21 protein-coding genes are annotated in these 19,797 nt (G+C 64.3%); 9 read left to right on the top strand and 12 right to left on the bottom strand.

From position 1 onward, the window contains the following. Window positions 1-54: 54 nt before the first annotated feature. Window positions 55-1,257 carry a glycoside hydrolase family 76 protein gene (locus CETAM_RS11955; protein ID WP_156229056.1) on the top strand — a complete coding sequence of 401 codons (1,203 nt, stop codon included), beginning with the start codon at window positions 55-57 and terminating at the stop codon, window positions 1,255-1,257. A 21-nt stretch (window positions 1,258-1,278) separates the two neighbouring features. Here CETAM_RS11955 and CETAM_RS11950 read toward each other — a convergent pair whose 3' ends face one another. Next, window positions 1,279-1,608 carry an ArsR/SmtB family transcription factor gene (locus CETAM_RS11950; protein WP_156229055.1) on the bottom strand — a complete coding sequence of 110 codons (330 nt, stop codon included), beginning with the start codon at window positions 1,606-1,608 and terminating at the stop codon, window positions 1,279-1,281. A 64-nt stretch (window positions 1,609-1,672) separates the two neighbouring features. On the opposite strand from CETAM_RS11950, the gene CETAM_RS11945 reads away from it, so the two are divergent. Genes CETAM_RS11945 through CETAM_RS11935 form a run of 3 tightly spaced genes read left to right on the top strand, consistent with a single transcriptional unit; the run spans window position 1,673 to window position 4,551 of the window. Further along, window positions 1,673-2,773, top strand: coding sequence for a FecCD family ABC transporter permease (locus tag CETAM_RS11945; protein WP_407923929.1), 1,101 nt, complete (start codon window positions 1,673-1,675; stop codon window positions 2,771-2,773). Between the two features lie 15 nt (window positions 2,774-2,788). Further along, window positions 2,789-3,763: an ABC transporter substrate-binding protein gene (locus CETAM_RS11940; protein WP_156229053.1), complete on the top strand. Its 975-nt coding sequence runs from the start codon at window positions 2,789-2,791 to the stop codon at window positions 3,761-3,763. Continuing rightward, window positions 3,760-4,551 (top strand): ABC transporter ATP-binding protein, encoded by a 792-nt coding sequence (locus CETAM_RS11935; protein WP_156229052.1) that lies wholly within the window; start codon window positions 3,760-3,762, stop codon window positions 4,549-4,551. The genes CETAM_RS11940 and CETAM_RS11935 overlap by 4 nt, the downstream gene beginning before the upstream one ends. A gap of 79 nt (window positions 4,552-4,630) precedes the next feature. On the opposite strand, the gene CETAM_RS11930 is transcribed toward CETAM_RS11935, so the two are convergent. The 7 genes from CETAM_RS11930 to CETAM_RS11900 form a co-directional block, all read right to left on the bottom strand. Continuing rightward, window positions 4,631-5,533: an urease accessory protein UreD gene (locus tag CETAM_RS11930; protein ID WP_231587494.1), complete on the bottom strand. Its 903-nt coding sequence runs from the start codon at window positions 5,531-5,533 to the stop codon at window positions 4,631-4,633. Beyond that, complete coding sequence (gene ureG / locus CETAM_RS11925; protein ID WP_156229051.1) at window positions 5,534-6,148, bottom strand: urease accessory protein UreG; 615 nt, start codon at window positions 6,146-6,148, stop codon at window positions 5,534-5,536. A 31-nt stretch (window positions 6,149-6,179) separates the two neighbouring features. Then, the gene (locus tag CETAM_RS11920) at window positions 6,180-6,908 is read right to left on the bottom strand and encodes an urease accessory protein UreF (protein ID WP_156229050.1); all 729 of its coding nucleotides are present in this window, start codon (window positions 6,906-6,908) and stop codon (window positions 6,180-6,182) included. Beyond that, a complete protein-coding gene (gene ureE / locus CETAM_RS11915) occupies window positions 6,889-7,365 on the bottom strand; it encodes an urease accessory protein UreE (protein WP_156229049.1) in 477 nt (158 codons plus the stop codon). Before ureE ends, CETAM_RS11920 begins: the two co-directional genes overlap by 20 nt. Before the next feature lie 130 nt (window positions 7,366-7,495). Continuing rightward, window positions 7,496-9,208, bottom strand: a complete 1,713-nt coding sequence (gene ureC / locus CETAM_RS11910; RefSeq protein WP_156229048.1) for an urease subunit alpha — start codon at window positions 9,206-9,208, stop codon at window positions 7,496-7,498. 51 nt (window positions 9,209-9,259) lie between these two features. Then, window positions 9,260-9,571, bottom strand: a complete 312-nt coding sequence (locus CETAM_RS11905) for an urease subunit beta (protein WP_156229047.1) — start codon at window positions 9,569-9,571, stop codon at window positions 9,260-9,262. Window positions 9,572-9,617: 46 nt separating this feature from the next. Then, window positions 9,618-9,920 carry an urease subunit gamma gene (locus CETAM_RS11900; protein ID WP_156229046.1) on the bottom strand — a complete coding sequence of 101 codons (303 nt, stop codon included), beginning with the start codon at window positions 9,918-9,920 and terminating at the stop codon, window positions 9,618-9,620. A 566-nt stretch (window positions 9,921-10,486) separates the two neighbouring features. Between CETAM_RS11900 and CETAM_RS11895 the strand changes: the two genes are divergently transcribed. The 3 genes from CETAM_RS11895 (at window position 10,487) to CETAM_RS11885 (ending at window position 14,295) form a co-directional block, all read left to right on the top strand. Further along, complete coding sequence (locus tag CETAM_RS11895) at window positions 10,487-11,605, top strand: DMT family transporter (RefSeq protein ID WP_156229045.1); 1,119 nt, start codon at window positions 10,487-10,489, stop codon at window positions 11,603-11,605. A gap of 407 nt (window positions 11,606-12,012) precedes the next feature. Then, window positions 12,013-13,044, top strand: coding sequence for a class II fructose-bisphosphate aldolase (gene fbaA / locus CETAM_RS11890; protein ID WP_156229044.1), 1,032 nt, complete (start codon window positions 12,013-12,015; stop codon window positions 13,042-13,044). 66 nt (window positions 13,045-13,110) lie between these two features. After that, window positions 13,111-14,295 (top strand): FUSC family protein, encoded by a 1,185-nt coding sequence (locus CETAM_RS11885; RefSeq protein ID WP_156229043.1) that lies wholly within the window; start codon window positions 13,111-13,113, stop codon window positions 14,293-14,295. Window positions 14,296-14,357: 62 nt separating this feature from the next. Here CETAM_RS11885 and CETAM_RS11880 read toward each other — a convergent pair whose 3' ends face one another. From CETAM_RS11880 to CETAM_RS11870, 3 genes are all read right to left on the bottom strand, one after another. Then, the gene (locus CETAM_RS11880) at window positions 14,358-15,071 is read right to left on the bottom strand and encodes a PRC-barrel domain-containing protein (protein WP_156229042.1); all 714 of its coding nucleotides are present in this window, start codon (window positions 15,069-15,071) and stop codon (window positions 14,358-14,360) included. A 434-nt stretch (window positions 15,072-15,505) separates the two neighbouring features. Next, window positions 15,506-16,114, bottom strand: coding sequence for a PRC-barrel domain-containing protein (locus tag CETAM_RS11875; RefSeq protein WP_156229041.1), 609 nt, complete (start codon window positions 16,112-16,114; stop codon window positions 15,506-15,508). Between the two features lie 246 nt (window positions 16,115-16,360). Beyond that, on the bottom strand, window positions 16,361-17,209 hold the full coding sequence (locus CETAM_RS11870; protein WP_156229040.1) for a hypothetical protein: 849 nt from the start codon (window positions 17,207-17,209) through the stop codon (window positions 16,361-16,363). 103 nt (window positions 17,210-17,312) lie between these two features. Here CETAM_RS11870 and CETAM_RS11865 point away from each other — a divergent pair, with 103 nt between their 5' ends. Both CETAM_RS11865 and CETAM_RS11860 read left to right on the top strand, forming a co-directional pair. Continuing rightward, window positions 17,313-18,602, top strand: coding sequence for an adenylosuccinate synthase (locus CETAM_RS11865; protein ID WP_156229039.1), 1,290 nt, complete (start codon window positions 17,313-17,315; stop codon window positions 18,600-18,602). A gap of 3 nt (window positions 18,603-18,605) precedes the next feature. Beyond that, complete coding sequence (locus tag CETAM_RS11860; RefSeq protein WP_156229038.1) at window positions 18,606-19,649, top strand: ATP-grasp domain-containing protein; 1,044 nt, start codon at window positions 18,606-18,608, stop codon at window positions 19,647-19,649. On the opposite strand, the gene CETAM_RS11855 is transcribed toward CETAM_RS11860, so the two are convergent. Continuing rightward, a complete protein-coding gene (locus CETAM_RS11855) occupies window positions 19,646-19,792 on the bottom strand; it encodes a hypothetical protein (protein ID WP_156229037.1) in 147 nt (48 codons plus the stop codon). The two genes, CETAM_RS11860 and CETAM_RS11855, sit on opposite strands and share 4 nt — an antisense overlap. Between the last annotated feature and the right edge of the window lie 5 nt (window positions 19,793-19,797).

The following is a 19,797-nucleotide window of genomic DNA, read 5'->3' as shown; positions in this document are numbered from 1 at the left end:
ATGGTGTAACACAACTGATGTAACGCCTTGACCTTGGGGAGCGACGAAACTAACGTGCAGGAAACCTGGGCCCACCGCGCGGATCTGGCCGAATCCGCCATCAATGAGCGCCACGCCCGGCGGCTGTGGGGGCTGCCCCGTACCAATCTCGCGGTCGTGAGCTGGCCGCCCACCACCAAAGAAGTCCTCTTCCATCACTGGCACTACTGGTGGCAGGCCCACTACCTCGACTGCCTCGTCGACGCCGCTGTGCGGCGCCCCACCAGGGTGCGTCGGAAGGTCATCCGCAACACCGTCAACGGTATCCGTCTGCGCAACCTCGGCCCCCTGACCGCCAACCGGTACTACGACGACAAGGCGTGGCTGGCACTGGCGATGCGGCGCGCGGGTGAACTGAACCAGGTGCCCATGCCCGCAGAGGTCCCACGTCTCGAACGGGACCTCGTTGACGGCATCGATTCCCTCACCGGCGTCCTGCCGTGGCGTACCGGGGAGACGTTCTACAACGTGCCCTCCAACGGACCGGCCGCGATCATGATGGCGCGTACCGGCCGTCTCGATGAGGCCCGCACCATCGTGGAGTGGATCCATGACAACCTCGTCGACGACGGCGGTCTGATCATGGACGGCATCCGGATGCGCATGCACGGCCCCGAGCTGGTGCAGGACCTGCATCCCTACTGTCAGGGGGTGGCGCTCGGTGCGAACCTGGAGATCGCCCTCGCCCTGCGCAAGCAGGCGGGTTTCGAGCCTGCCGACCAGATCGGCGGGGTGGCGGACGCGGAGGCGGTCGATGAGGCGATGCTCTACATCACCCGCGTCCGTTCCCTGGTTCAGGCGGTGGCGTCACGCATGGCCACCCCGGCCGGCGTGATCGACTGGCGGACAGGCGACGGCGACGGCGGTCTGTTCAAGGGCATCCTCGTGCGGTATCTCGCCGATGTCGCGGTGCGTCTGCCCTCCGACAGTCCCGCCAACCGGGCCGCGAAGAAGATCGCCGCCCGTCTGGTGCTGGCCTCTGCGGAATCAGTGTGGAATCGTCGTCTCGAGGTCGACGGGCTGCCCGTCTTCGCCACCGACTGGACCGCCGACGCACGCCTGCCGCACAATTACGGCCTGGCTCCTTCGTCGCTGCCGGAGGCGCTCGGCGTCCTGCGTATCGACGAGCGTGACCTGTCCGTCCAGCTCTCCGGTTGGATGCTGCTTGAGGCGGCCGCCCGCGTGGTGGCTGAGCGGGATCGCTCGCGGGGCAGGTAGGCCGACCCTGGCGGCCCAGGGTCAACCTGCGGGCAGGTGGGGGTCGTGCGAGTGCGTGCCACCGAGGTGGTGCAGGAGCTCATGGATGCGGGGATCCGTGAGGCTGTAGCGCACCACCCGACCAACCTTGTGCGGCTGGATGGTTCCCGCCTCCGTCATGTGGACGAGGGCCGCTGAAGCGGTGGCCGTGCGCACGCCCACCGCCTCGGCGAGTTCGGTGACGCTGGCCTCGCCCTGCCCCCGGTAATGCATGGCGAGCAGGAGGCGCAGTCGGGTGGGGTCGCCCAGCACCTTGAAGATGGGACCCCACTCATCCGCGAGTTTCAACGTTGTTTCCTGCAGGAAATCCATCTCATATCCCTTCGAATTCCCAAAATGGATATTCAATCACCCGTTTGAGTGTTATCATCTAATCATGATATCAATGGCGGGAGCTGTGTCCACGCTTTCGGCGGGCGGCAGCGACGTCCTGGGCTATTCCGCCAGGCGTCGACGCACCTTGTCGTGGTGTGCCGTCCTGGTCATCATTCTCCTCCTCACCCTGGGCGCAGGGATAGTCGCGGGTCCCGTGGACATCTCCATCGTCGATTCCATCCGGATTATCGCGCAGCACTTGTCCGGCAGCGGTGCCTCGGCTCCTGTCCAGGCGAGTCAGGACGCGATCGTCTGGGACATCCGGGTCCCGCGCGTCCTCCTCGGAGCTGCCGTAGGTGCTGGACTCGCACTGGCAGGTGTGATCCTGCAGGCCATTGTCCGCAACATGCTCGCCGACCCTTATGTCCTCGGTGTGAATTCGGGGGCCAGTGTCGGGGCGGCCGCCGCCGTCCTCTTCGGCGCGGGGGCAGGGTTCGGCGACTACGCGCTCCAGGGCAGTGCCTTCCTCGGCGCTCTTGCTGCTTCTCTCCTGGTCTTCTTCATCGCGCGTGGCGCCGGACGCCTCACATCGACCCGACTCCTGATGGCCGGCGTCGCCGTCGGCTACGCGTTGTCCGCCGCCACCAGCTTCCTCATCTTCGCCTCGGACTCGGCGGAAGGCGCCAGGTCCGTGATGTTCTGGCTCCTCGGCTCCCTGGGGCTGGCCAGCTGGAACGGCCCGCTCGCCGTGATCATCATCGTCGTCAGCTCTGTCGCGGCCGTTCTACTGGTCTGGGGACGTCGCCTCGACGCGTTGACCGCAGGCGACGAGACCGCCCTGACCCTGGGGATCAATCCAGAGCGTTTCCGTCTGATCCTGCTCATCTCATCCTGCCTGCTGGTGGGGGTGATCGTCGCCATGGCCGGTTCCATCGGATTCATCGGCCTGGTCGTACCCCACCTGGCCCGCCGGATGGTGGGCGGCACCCACCGCGCAGTACTGCCCGTCGCCGCCCTCCTCGGTTCGATCCTCCTGGTGTGGGCGGACATCCTGGCACGCACCCTCCTGGCGCCCCAGGAGATCCCCATCGGCATCATCACCGCACTGGTGGGCGCCCCCTTCCTGCTGATCCTTGTCCGTCGTATGCGTGCAACCATCTGACAACTGGAGCCATGAATGAACCGCACCCGCCTTTCGACTGTTGCCCTCGCACTGTCTGCCCTGCTGTCAGTCTCTGCCTGTGCGGGGACCACCGAAGAGCGAAACGACGCCGCCATCAGCGTCGAGAACTGCGGCGACACAGTCACGTTTGACGAGGTACCGGAGAGGGTGACACTGCTGGACAACCCTTCGGTGTCCGCCCTGGCTGCACTGGACGTGCTCGACCGTGTCACGGCCAAAGCCGGGGTGTACCCCACCGAGTACTACTCGCCCGAGGTCGGGGCACAGCTCGAGCAGATCCCCACCCTCACCGACCAGGTGGACACCAGCGGCCACCTCCAGATCTCCCGGGAAATGGTCGTGGCCACCGAGCCCGATCTGGTGATCGGTTCCTCCGACACCGTCAACCGGCAGACCCTGGGCACCAACGGCATCCCGCTTCTCGACGAGCCCGCATTCTGCGGTTCCCTCCGGGGCGAGGTCACCTTCGAGGACGCATACGACCAGGTCATGCTCTACGGCACCGTTTTCGACCGGGAGGAGGCCGCTGCCGCCTACATCCGGGAGCTGAAGGATCGGGTTGCCGCCGTCATGGAGACGGTCCCGGACAGCGAGAACCGTAGCGTCGCAGTGCTCTATCCGACGACCGGGTCCTCGGTGACGTACGCCTACGGCACCGGTTCGATGTCCCATCCGCTGGTCAGTGCAGCGGGCCTGGAGAACGTCTTCGGCAGCGAGACCGAGCGGGTTTTCGAGGTCACCGGCGAGGAGCTCATCGACCGCGACCCCGACGTCATCATCACGCTGTACAGCGCCGGCGACTCCGGACCGGTCATCGACGCGGTGGAGGGACTCCCCGGGGCGGGCGCCCTGACTGCGGTGAAGAATCAGACCATTTTTCCCATGCTGCTCAGCTTCGCCGAGCCGCCCAGCCCGTTGGCTGTCGACGGTCTGGAGAAGCTCTCTGAATACCTCGAGGAGACCCGATGATCCACGGCGAGAACATCAGCTACTCCTACGGCCGGCAGGTCGTCGTCGATGGAGTGACCATCACCGTTCCGGAACAGGGCACCCTCGGCCTGGTCGGGCCCAACGGCAGTGGCAAGACCACGCTGTTGCGGACCCTGTACGGATCCCTGCAACCCAGTGCGGGAGCGGTGACCGTCAACGACCAGCCCTTCAGACAGTTGTCCCGGAAGAAGCTGTCGAGGACCCTCGCGGTCGTCGCCCAGGAACACGCCTCCGACCTCCCCATGATCGTTGCTGACCTGGTCATGCTGGGGCGGATGCCCCACCAGGGCCTGGCTTCACGTCCTTCGGCCGTGGACGAGCAGACAGTCGCTGACGCTCTGGCCAGGGTTGGCGTCCTTCACCTGGCGGGACGGAACTTCTCCGACCTGTCCGGTGGCGAGCGCCAGCGTGTCCTCATCGCGCGCGCCCTCGCCCAGGAGGCCACCCATATTCTGTTGGACGAGCCCACCAACCATCTGGACATCCGTTTTCAGCACGACGTCCTCGACCTGCTGGCCTGTCTGCCGACGAGCTGCGCGGTCGTCCTCCATGACCTGAACCTGGCGGCCCGCTACTGCGACCACGTTCTCGTCCTGGAGAGCGGGAGGGTGGTTGCGCAGGGCGCCCCCACCGACGTGCTCATCCCGGAGATCCTGGAGCCGGTGTACGGCATCCAGGTTCACCGTATCGACGTCGACGGGGAAATGAACCTGCTGTTCCGCAAGAAGAGCGCCCTCCGTCCTTCCGTGAGCGTGCCCGCCGCCTGAACCGGGGTTTCGTGGTGCAGACAGCCGTGTGCCGGAGGCGTGATCACGCCTCCGGCACACGGCTCTTTTTCAGGAAAGTTCAGTACTTGCGGAGATGCAGCGGGCCCTGCCCGCGGAAACGGCTTCGAAGTTCGTTCGCCACCAGGGTCACCAGGCTGTAGAGGTCCTCGGTGTAGGAACCGAGGGCCCGCACCGCGAGGCCGGGGCCATCGGTGAGCGTGACGGCGTCGAGCACCTTGTGTGAGTACGTCGACTGGTGCTCGGCCATGATCTCGCGGATCTCCTTGACCAGATCGGCGTCGATACGCGGATCGACTGCGATCAGCGTGGCGAAGTGGGTCTGGTCCTCCAGGAACAGCAGCGAGTCATCGGTGAAGAACCCGTCGCCGGGGCGAACCAGCAGGTTATCCACCAGCGCCAGTTCACCGCCGACCTCCACGGCGGTCCGCATGCGCACCTCGTCGAACTTGAACAGCGAACCGTCGGGTGACCAACCCGGAGTGACGATCTCAGCGGACAGCAGGGACGCGGTGGGGTCCATGCGGACGTTCATGTGCTGGGAATAGGTGGCGTCCTCGTACGCGATCAGCTGGTCGGGAATGTACTCGAACACCGCGCCCGGCCCGAGTTCCACGTCGAAGTCCTGCAGGGAGTAATCGTCGGGGGTCTTGTACACCTTCGTCGCGGACTGGCCGGTCAGCAGGAGCGAAGCGTCCTCTTCGACCTTGATGGTGAAGTGGTAGTCGTCGCCACCGAAGTACGCGCCGCCGGGATTGATGATGGTGTAGTAGACCTGACCGGAATCATCCAGATAGTGCGCCCGCATGAGGCGCAGAGCGCCCTGGTGGTAGCGGTGGCTCGCAACTGAACGCCCATCCCGGTTGGCGATGTGCAGGTCCATCGTTCCGACCGGCTCACGGAGCTGGTGGAAACGGGGCATGCCTTCGACGGGCGCGTCGCTGAGGGTGGTGTCGGCGGTCATTTAGTTGACCAGGTCCTTCATCAGAACGTCCTTGCGGATCCACTCGAGGACCTGATCCAGACCCTCATCCGTCTTCAGGTTGGTGAAGACGAAGGGCTTCTCGCCACGGAAGTGCTTGGAGTCCGATTCCATCACCGACAGATCCGCACCAACGTGAGGTGCGAGGTCGGTCTTGTTGATGATGAACAGATCGGACTTGATCATGCCCTGGCCCGCTTTGCGGGGGATCTTCTCGCCCTGGGCGACGTCGATGATGTAGACCGAGAAATCGACCAGTTCCGGGGAGAAGGTGGCGGAGAGGTTGTCGCCGCCGGATTCGATGAAGACGACGTCCAGATCCGAATGCCGCTTGATCAGCTCCCGGTAGGCGGCGTCGTTCATGGAGGTGTCCTCGCGGATGGCGGTGTGGGGGCAGCCGCCGGTCTCAACACCGATGATCCGGTCCTCCGGGAGGACCGACTCGCGGGCGAGGATCTTGGCGTCCTCCAGGGTGTAGATGTCGTTGGTGATCGCAGCCATCGACACCTGACCGTCCAGGGCGCGGGTGATTCGCTCGATCAGCTGGGTCTTGCCGGAGCCGACGGGGCCGCCGATACCAATCTTGATGGGTTCCATGGAAATTTCCTTTCAGAGTTTTTTGTATGTCTCAGGACATGAACATGCGTGAGCGGAGGGACTCGTGCTGCATCTGTGCAATCTCAAGTCCGGGAGCGGCAGCCCCCAGATCCAGGTATCCGTTCCGCAGGGTGGCGGCGACCGCCTCCTCGATGACGGGGTAGGACCCGACTAGTGCTCGCTGGCCGGCGTCCTGCCCGATCGGAATGCCGCGGATGGCGTTCTGGGTCAATGATGCCGTCGTCTGCATGAGGTAGCTGCGGACGACCATCTGCGTGTCGAGGCCGACTGCGCTCAGCGCCAGGCCGTGGGCGAGCGCCGGGCAACCGTATGCGTGGCCCTCGGTGACGGCCTCCGTGTACCACTCGATCAGCGGATGGTCGGGGACCGCGACCGCGATGATCTTGCACATGCGCAGGCCCATGGAAGCGTTGGCGTCGCGGATCTGGCGGGGCACCAGGGTGGTGTGCGCCAGGGCGTCGAGAAGCTTGAGGGAGCGGACCGCTTCCTCGTGCGGCTGGGCGACCGCCTCGGCGGTCAGCTTTGCGACGAGCGCGTCGTTGTAGCTGGTCTGCCGGATGTAGGCGTACATCCACCGGGAGAAGGTCTCCGGTGAGTTGACCAGATCTCTCTGCAGGTAGCTCTCCAGGCCCAGCGAATGGCTGAACCCGCCGGTGGGTAGAGCGGAGTCTGTCAGGTGGAGCATGGTCAGCAACGCGTGGGGGCTGCTGACCTGCCCGCTAGTGGGAGTGCCCGGCATGGCGGAAAGCCTCCGGCATCACGCGCTGTTCGCGCGTGTAGGGCGCGTTGGCGCTCTTCAGGAAGTCCTCGACGGTGTGGTCGTACTGGACAACCATCACTGCCTGTCCGTACTCCGAGTCAGCGTCGAAGAACTGTGCCTGGAGGTGGCGGTTGCCCAGCGAATGGGCGACAAAGGCCATCTCGTAGATCGAATCGGCCCGGATGACCAGGACGTCGGACGCTTCGACGTACACGGTGATCAGCAGGTCGTCTTCGTTGACCAGAATGTCGCCGCTGTGCAGTTCGCGAACCGAATTGGACAGACGCAGGCCAATCTCCCTCCCGGCATCCGTCGTTCCACGCTGGATGCGCTTGGTCAGGTCCAGATTGGTCAGGACGAGACGCTCCTCGTTCTTTCCCGCTATCTCGGATTCCGTCAGTTCAGACCGGTTACCGAGGATTTCAGTGATGAACAATCGACTGCTCCTTGAAGTGATGTGGATCGTATTTTAGGTAATAGTGGCCGCGGAGGGCCGGGGAGAAAAGAACGCACCACGGGCTTGTTCGGGAACCGGGCCGTGATGCGTTCTGAGTCATGGGGAGCGCCTAGAAGAGGAAGTAGCGCTGCGCCATCGGCAGTTCATCGGAGGGCTGGGACGAGATGAGCTCGCCGTCAACGCGGACCTCGTAGGTCTGAGGATCGACCTCGATCTCCGGGGTGGCGGAGTTGAACTTCAGATCCGCCTTGGACACCGTGCGGATGTTCTTGACCTCGGCGAAGCTGCGGGTGGTGTTCAGCCTGTCCGGGAGACCGTCCTCCAGGGCGACCGTGGGGAGGAAGGTGAGGGAGGACTTGTGGACTGCGGTGCCCATGGATCCGAAGGAACGACGGTGGGTGACCGGCTGCGGGGTGGGAATGGACCCGTTCGAGTCACCCATCTCGCTCATGGCGATCTGTCCACCCTTGAGGATCAGGGAGGGCTTGATGCCGAAGAAGCGAGGCTCCCAGATGACGATGTCGGCGAACTTGCCCACCTCGATGGAACCGATCTCGTGGGCGATGCCGTGGGCGATCGCGGGGTTGATCGTGTACTTGGAGATGTAGCGCTTGATGCGGTTGTTGTCGTTGCCCTCGGAGTCACCCTCCAGCGGACCGCGCTGCTTCTTGTTCTGGTGCGCGACCTGCCAGGTGCGGAGGACAACCTCGCCGACACGGCCCATTGCCTGGGAGTCGGAGGAGGTGATGGAGAAAACGCCGAGGTCGTGTAGGACATCCTCGGCGCCGATGGTGGCGCCACGGATACGGGAGTCAGCGAACGCCACGTCCTCCGGGATGTCGGGGTTCAGGTGGTGGCAGACCATGAGCATGTCGAGGTGCTCGTCGATGGTGTTCCGGGTGTACGGCAGCGTCGGGTTGGTCGACGCGGGAAGCACGTTGGGCAGGCCGGCGATCCTGATGATGTCGGGGGCATGGCCGCCGCCGGCGCCCTCGGTGTGGAAGGTGTGGATGACCCGGCCGTCGATCGCGCGAATGGTGTCTTCCAGGTAGCCGCCCTCATTGAGGGTGTCAGTGTGGATGGCGACCTGGACGTCCAGGTTGTCCGCTGCCTGGAGGGAGCGGTCGATGGAGGAGGCGGTGGAGCCCCAGTCCTCGTGCACCTTCAGGCCGATTGCGCCGCCGCGGATCTGGTCCTCCAGGGGGGTGAGGGCGGATGCGTGGCCCTTGCCCAGGAAGCCGAGGTTGACCGGGAGGTCCTGAGTGGCCTCGATCATGCGCTGGATGTGCCAGGCGCCGGGTGTGATGGTGGTGGCCTTGGTGCCCGTGGACGGTCCGGTGCCGCCGCCGATCAGGGTGGTGGTGCCGTTGCTGAGTGCGGTGTCGACCTGGTCCGGGGAAATGAAGTGGATGTGGGAGTCGATGGCGCCGGCGGTGATGATCATGTGCTCACCGGCGATGATCTCGGTGTTGACGCCGATCGGGACGTTGATGCCGTCCTGGATGTCCGGGTTGCCGGCCTTGCCGATTCCGGAGATGCGGCCGTCGCGGATGCCGATGTCGGCCTTGTAGATACCGGTGTAGTCGACGATCAGCGCGCCGGTGATGACGGTGTCCGGGACACCGTCGGCACGCGTCATGCGGCCGTTCTGGCCCATTCCGTCACGGATGACCTTGCCGCCGCCGAAGCGGACCTCGTCGCCGTAGCTGGTCAGATCTTTTTCTACGCGAAGGACCAGATCGGTGTCAGCGAGACGTACTCCGTCGCCGGTTGTCGGTCCGAAGAGCTCCGCGTACTGCTGACGATTCATCTCAAAAGACATAAGACAGTACTCCTTTTATAAGTTTGGAAATCGGTGAAGGGTTGCGCCGGACTAGTCGAGCGGGCCGTTGATTTCATCGCTGAAGCCGTGCACTTCACGGGCTCCCGCGAAATCGACCAGCTGGACGCTTCGCCTGTCACCGGGCTCAAGACGGACAGCGGTGCCGGAGGGGATGTCGAGATGCTTTCCGCGTGCGGCCGCACGGTCGAATTCGACCGCCTTGTTGATCTCGGCGAAGTGGAAGTGGGAACCAACCTGAATGGGCCGGTCACCGGTGTTCACGATGTCGAGGGTGATCGCCTCGAGGCCCTCGTTGCAGATGATTGCTTTTTCTTCGCTGATGAAATACTCGCCAGGTTTCACTGCAGAATCTCCAATGGTGTCGTGGTGGGGCAGTTGCCGATTGTGATCAACGGATCGGATCGTGGACGGTGACCAGCTTGGTTCCGTCGGGGAAGGTGGCCTCAACCTGGATGTCCGGGATCATCTCGGCGATGCCGTCCATGACGTCGTCCCGGGTGAGAATTTCTGCGCCGGCGCTCATGAGGTCGGCGACGGTACGGCCGTCGCGGGCTCCTTCCATCACCTCGGCCGTGATGTAGGCGACGGCCTCCGGATGGTTGAGCTTCAATCCGCGTTCCTTGCGGCGGCGTGCGACGTCGGCGGCGACGACGATGAGGAGCTTTTCTTGCTCGCGGGCTGACAGGTGCATGTCACTCCTAGAGGTAGGGGAAATTGGTAGTACTAAACACGATTTAGTTCATGTTTACCATGTTTAGTCCGGGTTGTCACGGAGAAAAGATTATGGGACATTCTTCCCAGTTCAGCGAGGGGGTCCGAGCCGTACGGTCCTGTACCGGTGGTGCGGCCGAGCCTGGCGCTGTCATGTCAATCCTATTGATTTCCCGCGGAATGTGGCGGGCGTTTGCCGAACCGCCTGAGGGTGCGGGCCTCCTGCCGTCGCCGGCCCCTGAGATCTTCTCGCGATGCGGGGGAGGAGGGTGTTGTCCCGGCGATGTCCAGGGCCTATCAATTTTATTCGTCCGGGCCGTTACCGGCGCCGGAATCTTGGCTTTGGGTGCCAGTTTCCGGGCCAGAATCAGGGGTGTGGCCTGGTTAACGATTCCGGCCTTTCCGCAGTTCATGGACCTGAGACTGTCAACAGGTATGACCTTCCGGGCTAAATTTCTCCGGAAACGCTTGTTTTATTAAGGCGGCAGGGTTAATCTAACTCTTGTCAAATCATCATACCTTTTCAGGAAAGGTTGTAGGAGACTAATGCTGAACGCATCTTCTACCAAGCCGGCGCTGGGCCCGGCTAACAACATCACCCACGGAAAAGCCGTCGCAATCCTGCTGATCGGCACCGCCTGCTTGGCCTTCACGGCCATCTGGGTCAAGGGATCCAACTTCGAGCCGGCTACCTCGGTTGTTCTGCGCTGCTGGCTGCCAATCGTCATCTTCCTGCCGTACGCCATTCGCGAATACAAGAAGAAGGGCAGCCTGAACAAGGCCGGCTTCTTCTGGTCTGCCATCGCGGGCCTGATCCTCGGCATCGACTTCACCGCCTGGAACTACTCGATCTTCTTCGTCGGTGCCGGCATCGCGTCCGTGCTGCTGAACCTCCAGGTCATCATTCTCCCGCTGCTCGCCTTCGTCATTGACCACGAGCGCATCCCGCGCAGCTACTACATCGTGCTGCCGGTCATGGCCGTCGGTATCGTCGCCGTCGGTGGCGTGTTCGACATGATGATGCCGGGCTACGAGGCTGCTGCAGGTCCCTCCGAGCTGTGGGGCATCCCCACCGCCGTGCTGGGTACCCTGGCCGGCCTGACCTCCGGTGTCTGCTACGGCATCTACCTCTACACCTCCCGCAAGGCCACCATGGTCAACCCGGGCAAGTACATCCAGCCCATCTTCATCGTCACCATCTTCCAGGGCATCGCCCCGATCATCTGGATGTTCATCCGCGGCGAGGGCTTCAACTTCACCCAGGGCGTCATGATCGACGGCCAGCTGCCGTCCGTGAACCCGGAGGCCATGGCTGGCGACCCGATCACCGCAATCAACTGGGTCAACATGATCGCACTTGCAGTGCTCGGCCAGTTCATCGCCTGGACCTTCGTCCAGATCGGTTCCTCCAACATGAACGCCACCGTCTCCGGCGGCCTGCTGCTGCTGTCCCCGGTCTCCACCATCTTCATCGCGGCCCTCATCTACACCGAGATCCCGACGATGCTGCAGGTGATCGGCGTGGTCCTTGTCCTCGGTGCGGTCGGATACCAGAACGGCGTGCACACCCTGTTCAAGAAGAAGACCCCCGTTCAGGAACACCCGGAGAACCTCCCGGACATGGGTGGCCTCAAGGCCAGCACCTCAGACGTCGCCGCGAAGTAGCACGACTCTCCACACTCTCCAGATAACACACAGTCTCCCTCCGGTCAGGAGCGGGACAGCAGGAGAAAACCATATGCCCCGGGGCACCACCAGAGAAGGTGGTGCCCCGGGGCATATCCGGTGTTCGGACAGGGGAGAATAGGAGGGCCGCGAATCTGCGGGAGCCTGACGCATGCGGTTCAGGTCTCGGACGCAGGTGAATGACGTGGACTCCGGTGCTTTCGGGTTATCCGGTCAACGTCCGACGTATTTTCTCACGGAGAGTCTCAATGACGGTGCGGGGTGGCTGGTTCCCCGGCGGGACCGGGGAAATGCGGGCATACTGGATCCAGTGTCGGGCTGCTGGCCCGTACTCGCGTCAGTTAAGTTGACTGTGATCACACAGTATCTATCTGGAGGATAACTCTATGCCTATTGCAACTCCCGAGGTCTACAACGAGATGCTCGATCGGGCCAAAAAGGGCGGCTACGCCTTCCCGGCCATCAACTGCACCTCCTCGGAGTCCATCAACGCTGCGCTGAAGGGCTTCGCAGACGCGGAGTCGGACGGCATCATCCAGTTCTCCACCGGTGGCGCCGAGTTCGGTTCCGGCCTGGGTGTGAAGAACAAGGTCGCCGGCGCAGTGGCACTGGCAGCCTTCGCCCACGAGGCAGCCAAGCATTACGGCATCAACGTCGCCCTGCACACCGACCACTGCCAGAAGGAGGTGCTCGACGAGTTCGTGCGCCCGCTGCTGGCGATCTCCCAGGAGCGCGTCGACGCCGGTGAGCTCCCGCTCTTCCAGTCCCACATGTGGGATGGCTCCGCTGTTCCGATCGACGAAAACCTCGAGATCGCCCAGGAGCTGCTGGAGAAGTCCCGTAAGGCCAACATCGTCCTCGAGATCGAGATCGGTGTCGTCGGCGGCGAGGAGGACGGCGTCGAGGCCAAGGCAGGCGCCAACCTCTACACCACCCCGGAAGACTTCGAGAAGACCATCGACGCCATCGGCACCGGTGAGAACGGTCGTTACCTCCTGGCTGCGACCTTCGGCAACGTCCACGGCGTGTACAAGCCGGGCAACGTCAAGCTGCGTCCGGAGATTCTGCTGGAGGGTCAGCAGGTTGCCCGCAGGAAGCTCGGCCTGGGCGAGGACACGCTGCCCTTCGACTTCGTCTTCCACGGCGGCTCCGGCTCCGAGAAGGAGAAGATCGAGGAGGCCCTTCGTTACGGCGTCATCAAGATGAACGTGGATACCGACACCCAGTACGCGTTCACCCGCCCGATCGCCGGCCACATGTTCGAGAACTACAACGGTGTCCTGAAGGTCGACGGCGAGGTCGGCAACAAGAAGGCCTACGACCCGCGTTCGTACCTGAAGAAGGCGGAGCAGTCCATGTCTGAGCGTGTCCTCGAGGCATGCCAGGACCTGCACTCGGTGGGCAAGTCCGTCAAGTAGACGCCCGCACCTTCCGGAAGTCCCGCCTTGCGCGGGACTTCCGTTTTTTTCATTAGGGTCTAGGGCATGGCGAAACTGAGAATCGGCACCCTGGAACGCCTCCGCCAGGTGGAGGGTTCGTTGGAGTCCCGCGTCCACCGGGTGCGCAAGCGATCCATCGCGATCATCCAGGTCGCGGTGGCCGCCGGCCTGGCCTACTGGGTCGCGCGGACCCTCTTTGAGCACCCCGCACCCTTCTTCGCCCCGATCACGGTGGTCATCATCCTCGGACTGACCGGGGGTGACCGCATCCGCCGCGCGCTGGAACTCTCGTTGGGCGTCACCGTGGGCGTCGGTCTGGGTGATCTCCTCGTGCACTCCCTGCCCGGCGGGACGTGGCAGATCCCACTCATCGTGGCTATCTCGTTGACGGTGGCGTCGTTCCTGTCGAAGTCGCCGTTGGTGAGCAACCAGGTGGCCATCGGCTCGATCCTCATCGCGACGATCCTGCCGCCCGGGGCGGCAGGCGGTGGCCCGGACCGCATGATCGACGCGTTCATCGGTTCAGCCATTGGTCTGGCGACGATAGCGTTGCTTCCGTCTTCCCCCCTCAGCTCGGGCAGGCAGGAGGTGTCGAAGATCCTCGGTATCGTCTCCTCTGTGCTCGACGATGTGGCCGTCGCCCTGGACACCCGCGACGCCCGCAGCCTGGACCAGGCACTCGACGCGGTCCACAACACCCAGCCGGACATCGACAACATGCTGTCCGCCGCCAAGGTCGGACGGGAGGTGTCGAATCTCTCGCCCCTGATGTGGGGTGTGCGACGCCGCGTGCGCTCCCTCGAAAGAATCCTCCCCGCTGTGGAGAACGCCATGCGAAACAGTCGGGTCATCGCACGTCGCGCGATGGTCCTGTCCCAGGACGGCGACGCCGTGTCTACCCGTCTGATCAACATCGTCGATGAACTCGCCGACGTCGCCGCATCTCTCTCCGACGTCTTCGACACCCGCACCGAGGCAAACGAAGCCCAGGACATCCCCGAGCTCGTCCGTCGGCTCCAGGTTATCGGTGCCCGTTCGGACATGGGTGTGATCAGTGATGACGGCGTCCTGTCCGAGTACGTCATCCTCGCCCAGACACGGTCCATCACCGCGGATCTTCTGGAGGTCTGCGGCTGGTCCCGTGAATCCGCCCTGGCGGCCCTCGCGCCCACCTCCCAGACTCCTGCCTATCCGCCGGAGGCCTGGCCGGGCATCTTCGAGGACGACTGACCGCCGTTTCCGGTCACAACAGAAACGACGCCCCGTGAAGAAGGGGCGTCGTTCCGGTGGTGTCAGAAGTTGGAGCGAGGGTAGTTCTCGTCACCCTCGGCCAGCGGTCGTCCGTCTGCGTCGACGGGACCCTGGGGTCCGGGGTTGGCGCGTTGGTCGCGGAACTCGTCTGCCGCGAGGCGATCAGGATCCCTGACCTCCTGCCTCGGATCGGTGTCCCGGATGTCCCGGTTGTACTCGCGGGGCTCGTCGCTCATGCCGTGCGCGCTGGTGCCGCGCATCGCCCGGTCTTCCGGGGTCTGGTCCAGGCCCAGTTCGTGGTCGGAGACTGCGCGCTCCCGATCGGCACCGACACCGCTGTGGGGGACGTCATCGAGGCGGGGAGCGTCGCCGCGGAGAGGATCCCGGTCGAAGCGATCGCCGGAGAGATCGGCTCCCTCCTGCCCGTAGGTGTGGACGTCCACGGTCTTCTCCAGACCGAAATGGCGGTAAATGGTGGCGTGATCCTCTTCGGAGAGGTGCTCATCATGCTTGATGGAGGGTGCGTCCTTGATCAGGTCCTTGGTGAAGGCGAGCTTGAGGTCGCCTCCTTCAAGGGTGTGGCCTCGGAGGGGCACGATGCTGGACTGGAGTCCGAAGAGCCCGTGGCCGACCTCGGCGAAGTCGGGCTGGCCGGTGGTGTCATTGATGTAGACCTCCTTGACGCTGCCGAGCTTGTCGCCGTTGCGGTCGTAGGCGGTCGCATTGGTGAGGTCGTGGATGCTGTGACGTGTCATTGCGGTGTTTCCTCTCGTCCTCTGATGAATCGGATGTTATTCCGACAGTAGGGACGCCCGTCACATTCTCGCCACGATCCTCCCTCTGCCAACGGACGGCCTTGCATTCCGCTGCCTGGTCATTACAATCACTGCGCCCATCAGGTGACATGTTCTTAATTTCATGGGTTAAGCGGCGACGATGCTTCTCGATGCCCGGTTGCCCACCCCCTGCCCAGGGTGTGATCTGCGTCTCTCCATGTTCCAGGGAAGGATGTGTGACCTTAATCACATATGGAAAATGTTCAACTGGATGTGCTTGGAGGTGGCGTAAAACAAAATACGACGCCTTATCCAGGGGCGCCGTATTCTGCCGCCTGAAGCGATCCGCTCCGGGCGATCTGCCACATAATGCGAAGCTCTCATGCAGACTTCACACTGTGTGACAAGTCTTTTCAGGTGACATGCCCGCCGGGCTCGTCGCCTGCAGGTTCTGTGGGGGTGGAGCTGTCCAGGCCGCGCCTGTACTCGCGGGGCTCGTCGCTCATGCCGTGCGCACTGGTGCCGCGCATCGCGCGGTCCTCCGGGGTCTGGTCAAGGCCGAGCTCATGGTCGGAGATTGCCCGCAGGCGGTCTGCGGAGCCGCCGTGGAGGGGTCCGTCGCCGAAGCCGCGTGTGGTGTGGCCGTCGTCGAGCTGGCCGGTCGAATAATCGAGGGGCTCATCCGTGTAGCTGTGGACGTCGTCGACAAATGCAAGGCCGTAGTAGTCACAGATCGCGTCGTGCTCGCCCCGCCGCTTGGGTAGATGCTCTTCCTTTGTGATCGGCGGGGCATCCTTGATCAGGTCCTTGCTGAAGGCGAGCGTAAGGGTCCGGTCCTCGAGGGTGTGGCCGCGGAGGGGGACGATGCTGGAACGTAGGCCGAACAGGCCGTGGCTCACCTCCGCGTAGTCGGGTTCGCCGGTCTGGTTGTTGATGTAGATTTCCTTGACGTGGCCGAGCTTGTGGCCGTCGCGGTCGTAGGCAGTCGCGTGGCCGAGCTGGCTGATGCTGCGGTGACTCATGTTCAAAGTCCTTTCGCGCGGGTCTGTAACCCTGACATTAGGGTCCCCGTAGCACCCCTGTCCTGGTTTCTGGAAGCCGCCTGAAAGATCTTGTTTTTCGCTTTCCTGCCGGTATAATGCCCGCGAGCTTTCCCGATTGGGGGAGGTTTCCGCTGTTCAGAAGGTTGTGGGCTAATAGTCTCCGCCCCGGTCTCGGGTGGTATGGATACCCTTCCGTACCTAAGGTGATGAGTGATATTAATCACATTATGGCCGAATGGCTTGAAGATCCCTCAGGTGGCGGTAAAAGGTGACGCGCTCCAGGGGGCGTTTGTGCCTGACGCCGTCGATGGTCACGGCGAGTGAGGGACCGCCGGCCTGCACGGCGCGGCCGGTCGCGAGTGAGTCCGGATCGAGGAGGGAAGAGCCCGTCAATCGATGGGCGATCTTCTCCCGCCAGGTCAGTGACAATTTTTCTGGCGCGGTGGCTCGGACGGCGGCGATGCCGGGGGCGTCAACCATGGGAACGAGGCGGGCGCCGAAGACTCCGTTGAAGTGGATGCCGTCGCGTGCTTCGTGCCGGACCAGCACCTGGTCGTCGACGATGATCTCGCCGGTGAACTCGCCGTCGTCCCAGGAGCGGATCGTGGCGGAGCCGGCGAGGGCGATGCCGAGATCGGAGCGGATGAGGGGCACGGGATTGGCTGCACCGTTCAGCGCCACCTGCCAGGCGTCGACCTGCTCCAGGCCCCAGTTCCGGGCGACCGAGGATTCGCCGACGGGAACCAGTCCGACCTCGGCCCAGAGGTAGTCACCGCGCATCATTCTGGTCAGCACCGCGGAGAGGGCCGCGTCGGAGCCGGCGACGATCACGCGCAGCGGCTCCGGCAGGTGCCCGGCCTGTGGCGCCCGGCCCGGTGTACCCAGGTGGGGGACGTCCGGCTGGGCGGAAATCTCATCCAGTGAGGGGGTCGGGTCGGTGGGGAGGAGGTCGGCGGCGGCGGCGTCGAGAAGCTTGAGGTCCCGACGGCCCGGAATGGCGGGCACGTTGAGGACGGTTCCGGGGAGATCCGCCGGAACAGGTGTGTCGCCGCAGCGTAGGATGAGCACTCGCATGGGGTTTGATAGTACAAGGGGCTGGCGAGGGAGTAGAATGGTAAGCCGTCCGTGGCTGCAACCAGTCACGCGTTCCCGAAACTTGAGCGGAAGTGACCCAAAGATGGCTGCAATCGTGATCGTCGGTGCCCAGTGGGGCGATGAAGGCAAGGGTAAGGCCACCGACATCCTGGGCGGCGAAGTTGACTACGTGGTCAAGCCCAACGGCGGCAACAACGCCGGCCACACCGTCGTCGTCGGCGGCGAGAAGTACGAACTCAAGCTGCTGCCCGCGGGCGTGCTCTCGGAGAACGCCGTCCCGATTCTGGGCAACGGCGTCGTCATCAACCTCGAGGCCCTCTTCGAGGAGATCGACGGTCTGGTGGCCCGCGGGGCGAACCCGGAGCGTCTGCGCATCTCCGCCAACGCCCACCTCGTCGCCCCCTACCACCAGGTGATGGACCGGGTGCAGGAGCGATTCCTGGGCAAGCGCGCGATCGGCACCACCGGTCGGGGCATCGGCCCGGCCTACGCCGACAAGGTCTCGCGTATGGGCATCCGTGTGCAGGACATCTTCGACGAGTCGATCCTGCGCCAGAAGGTCACCTCCGCGCTGGACGTGAAGAACCAGATCCTGGTGAAGATGTACAACCGCAAGGCGATCGACCCGGACGAGATCGTCCAGTACTTCCTGTCCTACGCGGAGCGCCTGCGCCCGATGGTCATCGACTCGGAGTACGTGCTGAACAAGGCCCTCGACGAGGGCAAGAGCGTCCTCATGGAGGGCGGCCAGGCCACGATGCTCGACGTCGACCACGGCACCTACCCGTTCGTCACCTCCTCGAACCCGACCGCCGGCGGCGCCAGCGTCGGTTCCGGTATCGGCCCGACCCGCATCACCACCAGCCTGGGCATCATCAAGGCGTACACCACCCGCGTGGGTGCGGGACCGTTCCCGACGGAGCTGTTCGACAAGTGGGGCGAGTACCTCCAGACCGTCGGCGGTGAGGTCGGCGTGAACACCGGCCGCAAGCGTCGCTGCGGCTGGTATGACTCGGTCATCGCCCGCTACGCCTCCCGCGTGAACGGTTTCACCGACTATTTCCTGACCAAGCTGGACGTGCTCACCGGCATCGGCGAGATCCCGATCTGCGTGGCCTACGACGTCGACGGTGAGCGTTTCGACGAGATGCCGCTGACCCAGTCCCAGTTCCACCACGCGGAGCCGATCTTCGAGACCATGCCCGCCTGGGATGAGGACATCACCGGCTGCACCACCTTCGAGGAGCTGCCGCAGAAGGCGCAGGACTACGTGCTGCGCCTGGAGGAGCTCTCCGGTTGCCGCATGTCCTACATCGGCGTCGGCCCGGGCCGCGACCAGACGATCGTGCGCCACGACGTCCTGGCGGACTAGACCATGGCCGTCTCCGTCCTCCTGCTCGGCTCCGGCGGCTACGTCGAGGAGCTCACCGCCGCTTTCCGACGCCTCGGTGTCACCGTCCACCATGCCCCCGCAGACGTGGCGGCTGACGGGGTGGCGCTGCGGCATCTCGTTGAGGAGCACGGCGTCGACCACGTGGTGCCGTTGGTGGAGGACGTCGACGTCGAGATGCTCGTCGAACTGGAGAAACAGGGCGTGGGTGTGGTGCCCTCCGCGAAGGGTTGCGCGCTCACCCTCGCACGTGACACGTTGCGCCGGGTGGCCAACGAGGACCTCGGACTGCCGACCACCGCCTACCGTTTCGCGGACACGACCGCGGAGTTGAGGAGTGCGGTCGAGGAACTGGGGCTGCCGTGCATCGTGAAGCCGGCGAAGTTCTCCTCCGGCCGCGGCCACACCGTCGTCCGTTCCATGGATGACCTCGACGCCGCAGAAGACGATCGGCGCAGGATCGTGGAGCGTTTCGTCGACTTCGACCATGAACTCACCCTGCTGGCCGTCCGGTCCATTGACCCGGCGACGGGGAAGCTGTCGACCTGGTTCTGCGAACCTGTCGGCCACATTCACCGCGAAGGGCGCCTCCAGAGTGCCTGGCAGCCCATGGCCCTGGGCCAGCGGGCCCTGGAGAACGCCCGCTCCATGGCGGCGCGTATCACCAATGCGCTCGGGGGCCGGGGGCTCTATGCCGTGGAGATGTTCGTCGCGGGCGACGACGTCTATTTCTCCGCGGTCACCCCCCGCCCCCACGAAGCGGGTGCGGTGACCATGTGCTCGCAGCGTTTCTCCCAGTACGACCTGCACGCCCGCGCAATCCTCGGATTACCCATCGACACGACCCTGGTCTCCCCGGGCGCGTGCACGATGCTCTACGAGGAGCTCTCCGACCCGGCCGCCGCACTGTCCGTGCCGGAGTCTGACCTGCGCCTGGAGGGCGAACGTGGCGTGGCCCTGGCCACGGCCGAGTCGGTCGACGAGGCCCGGGACCGCGCCTCCCGCATCGCCGAACAGGGCTGCGCCTAGCCGCGGGCGCCATCGCCCCAGCGCAGGCGCGGCATGACGGGTCCGGCGGGCGCCGCGATGGCGTGCGTCGAAGACGTGGCCACCCCTGTGCCGCCGGAGAAACCTCTCCGCACCCGGCCGAATTCAGCGACGTGTGGTTTCATGGTCA

It is taken from the genome of Corynebacterium comes (genome assembly GCF_009734405.1).
Taxonomy (GTDB): Bacteria; Actinomycetota; Actinomycetes; order Mycobacteriales; family Mycobacteriaceae; genus Corynebacterium; species Corynebacterium comes.
The sequence above is the reverse complement of the archived record's forward strand: the minus strand, read 5'-3'. Positions and strand labels throughout refer to the sequence as shown.

Excerpts from the sequence above, each read along its gene's own strand:
- CETAM_RS11945 (WP_407923929.1), top strand. The coding sequence starts at position 1,673 with ATGATATCAATGGCGGGAGCTGTGTCCACGCTTTCGGCGGGCGGCAGC.
- CETAM_RS11920 (WP_156229050.1), bottom strand. The coding sequence starts at position 6,908 with ATGCCGGGCACTCCCACTAGCGGGCAGGTCAGCAGCCCCCACGCGTTG.
- CETAM_RS11870 (WP_156229040.1), bottom strand. The coding sequence starts at position 17,209 with ATGCGAGTGCTCATCCTACGCTGCGGCGACACACCTGTTCCGGCGGAT.
- ureC (WP_156229048.1), bottom strand. The coding sequence starts at position 9,208 with ATGTCTTTTGAGATGAATCGTCAGCAGTACGCGGAGCTCTTCGGACCG.
- ureG (WP_156229051.1), bottom strand. The coding sequence starts at position 6,148 with ATGGAACCCATCAAGATTGGTATCGGCGGCCCCGTCGGCTCCGGCAAG.
- CETAM_RS11865 (WP_156229039.1), top strand. The coding sequence starts at position 17,313 with ATGGCTGCAATCGTGATCGTCGGTGCCCAGTGGGGCGATGAAGGCAAG.
- CETAM_RS11875 (WP_156229041.1), bottom strand. The coding sequence starts at position 16,114 with ATGAGTCACCGCAGCATCAGCCAGCTCGGCCACGCGACTGCCTACGAC.
- CETAM_RS11860 (WP_156229038.1), top strand. The coding sequence starts at position 18,606 with ATGGCCGTCTCCGTCCTCCTGCTCGGCTCCGGCGGCTACGTCGAGGAG.
- fbaA (WP_156229044.1), top strand. The coding sequence starts at position 12,013 with ATGCCTATTGCAACTCCCGAGGTCTACAACGAGATGCTCGATCGGGCC.
- CETAM_RS11935 (WP_156229052.1), top strand. The coding sequence starts at position 3,760 with ATGATCCACGGCGAGAACATCAGCTACTCCTACGGCCGGCAGGTCGTC.
- CETAM_RS11895 (WP_156229045.1), top strand. The coding sequence starts at position 10,487 with ATGCTGAACGCATCTTCTACCAAGCCGGCGCTGGGCCCGGCTAACAAC.
- CETAM_RS11900 (WP_156229046.1), bottom strand. The coding sequence starts at position 9,920 with ATGCACCTGTCAGCCCGCGAGCAAGAAAAGCTCCTCATCGTCGTCGCC.
- CETAM_RS11880 (WP_156229042.1), bottom strand. The coding sequence starts at position 15,071 with ATGACACGTCACAGCATCCACGACCTCACCAATGCGACCGCCTACGAC.
- CETAM_RS11855 (WP_156229037.1), bottom strand. The coding sequence starts at position 19,792 with ATGAAACCACACGTCGCTGAATTCGGCCGGGTGCGGAGAGGTTTCTCC.
- CETAM_RS11885 (WP_156229043.1), top strand. The coding sequence starts at position 13,111 with ATGGCGAAACTGAGAATCGGCACCCTGGAACGCCTCCGCCAGGTGGAG.
- CETAM_RS11950 (WP_156229055.1), bottom strand. The coding sequence starts at position 1,608 with ATGGATTTCCTGCAGGAAACAACGTTGAAACTCGCGGATGAGTGGGGT.
- CETAM_RS11930 (WP_231587494.1), bottom strand. The coding sequence starts at position 5,533 with ATGACCGCCGACACCACCCTCAGCGACGCGCCCGTCGAAGGCATGCCC.
- CETAM_RS11940 (WP_156229053.1), top strand. The coding sequence starts at position 2,789 with ATGAACCGCACCCGCCTTTCGACTGTTGCCCTCGCACTGTCTGCCCTG.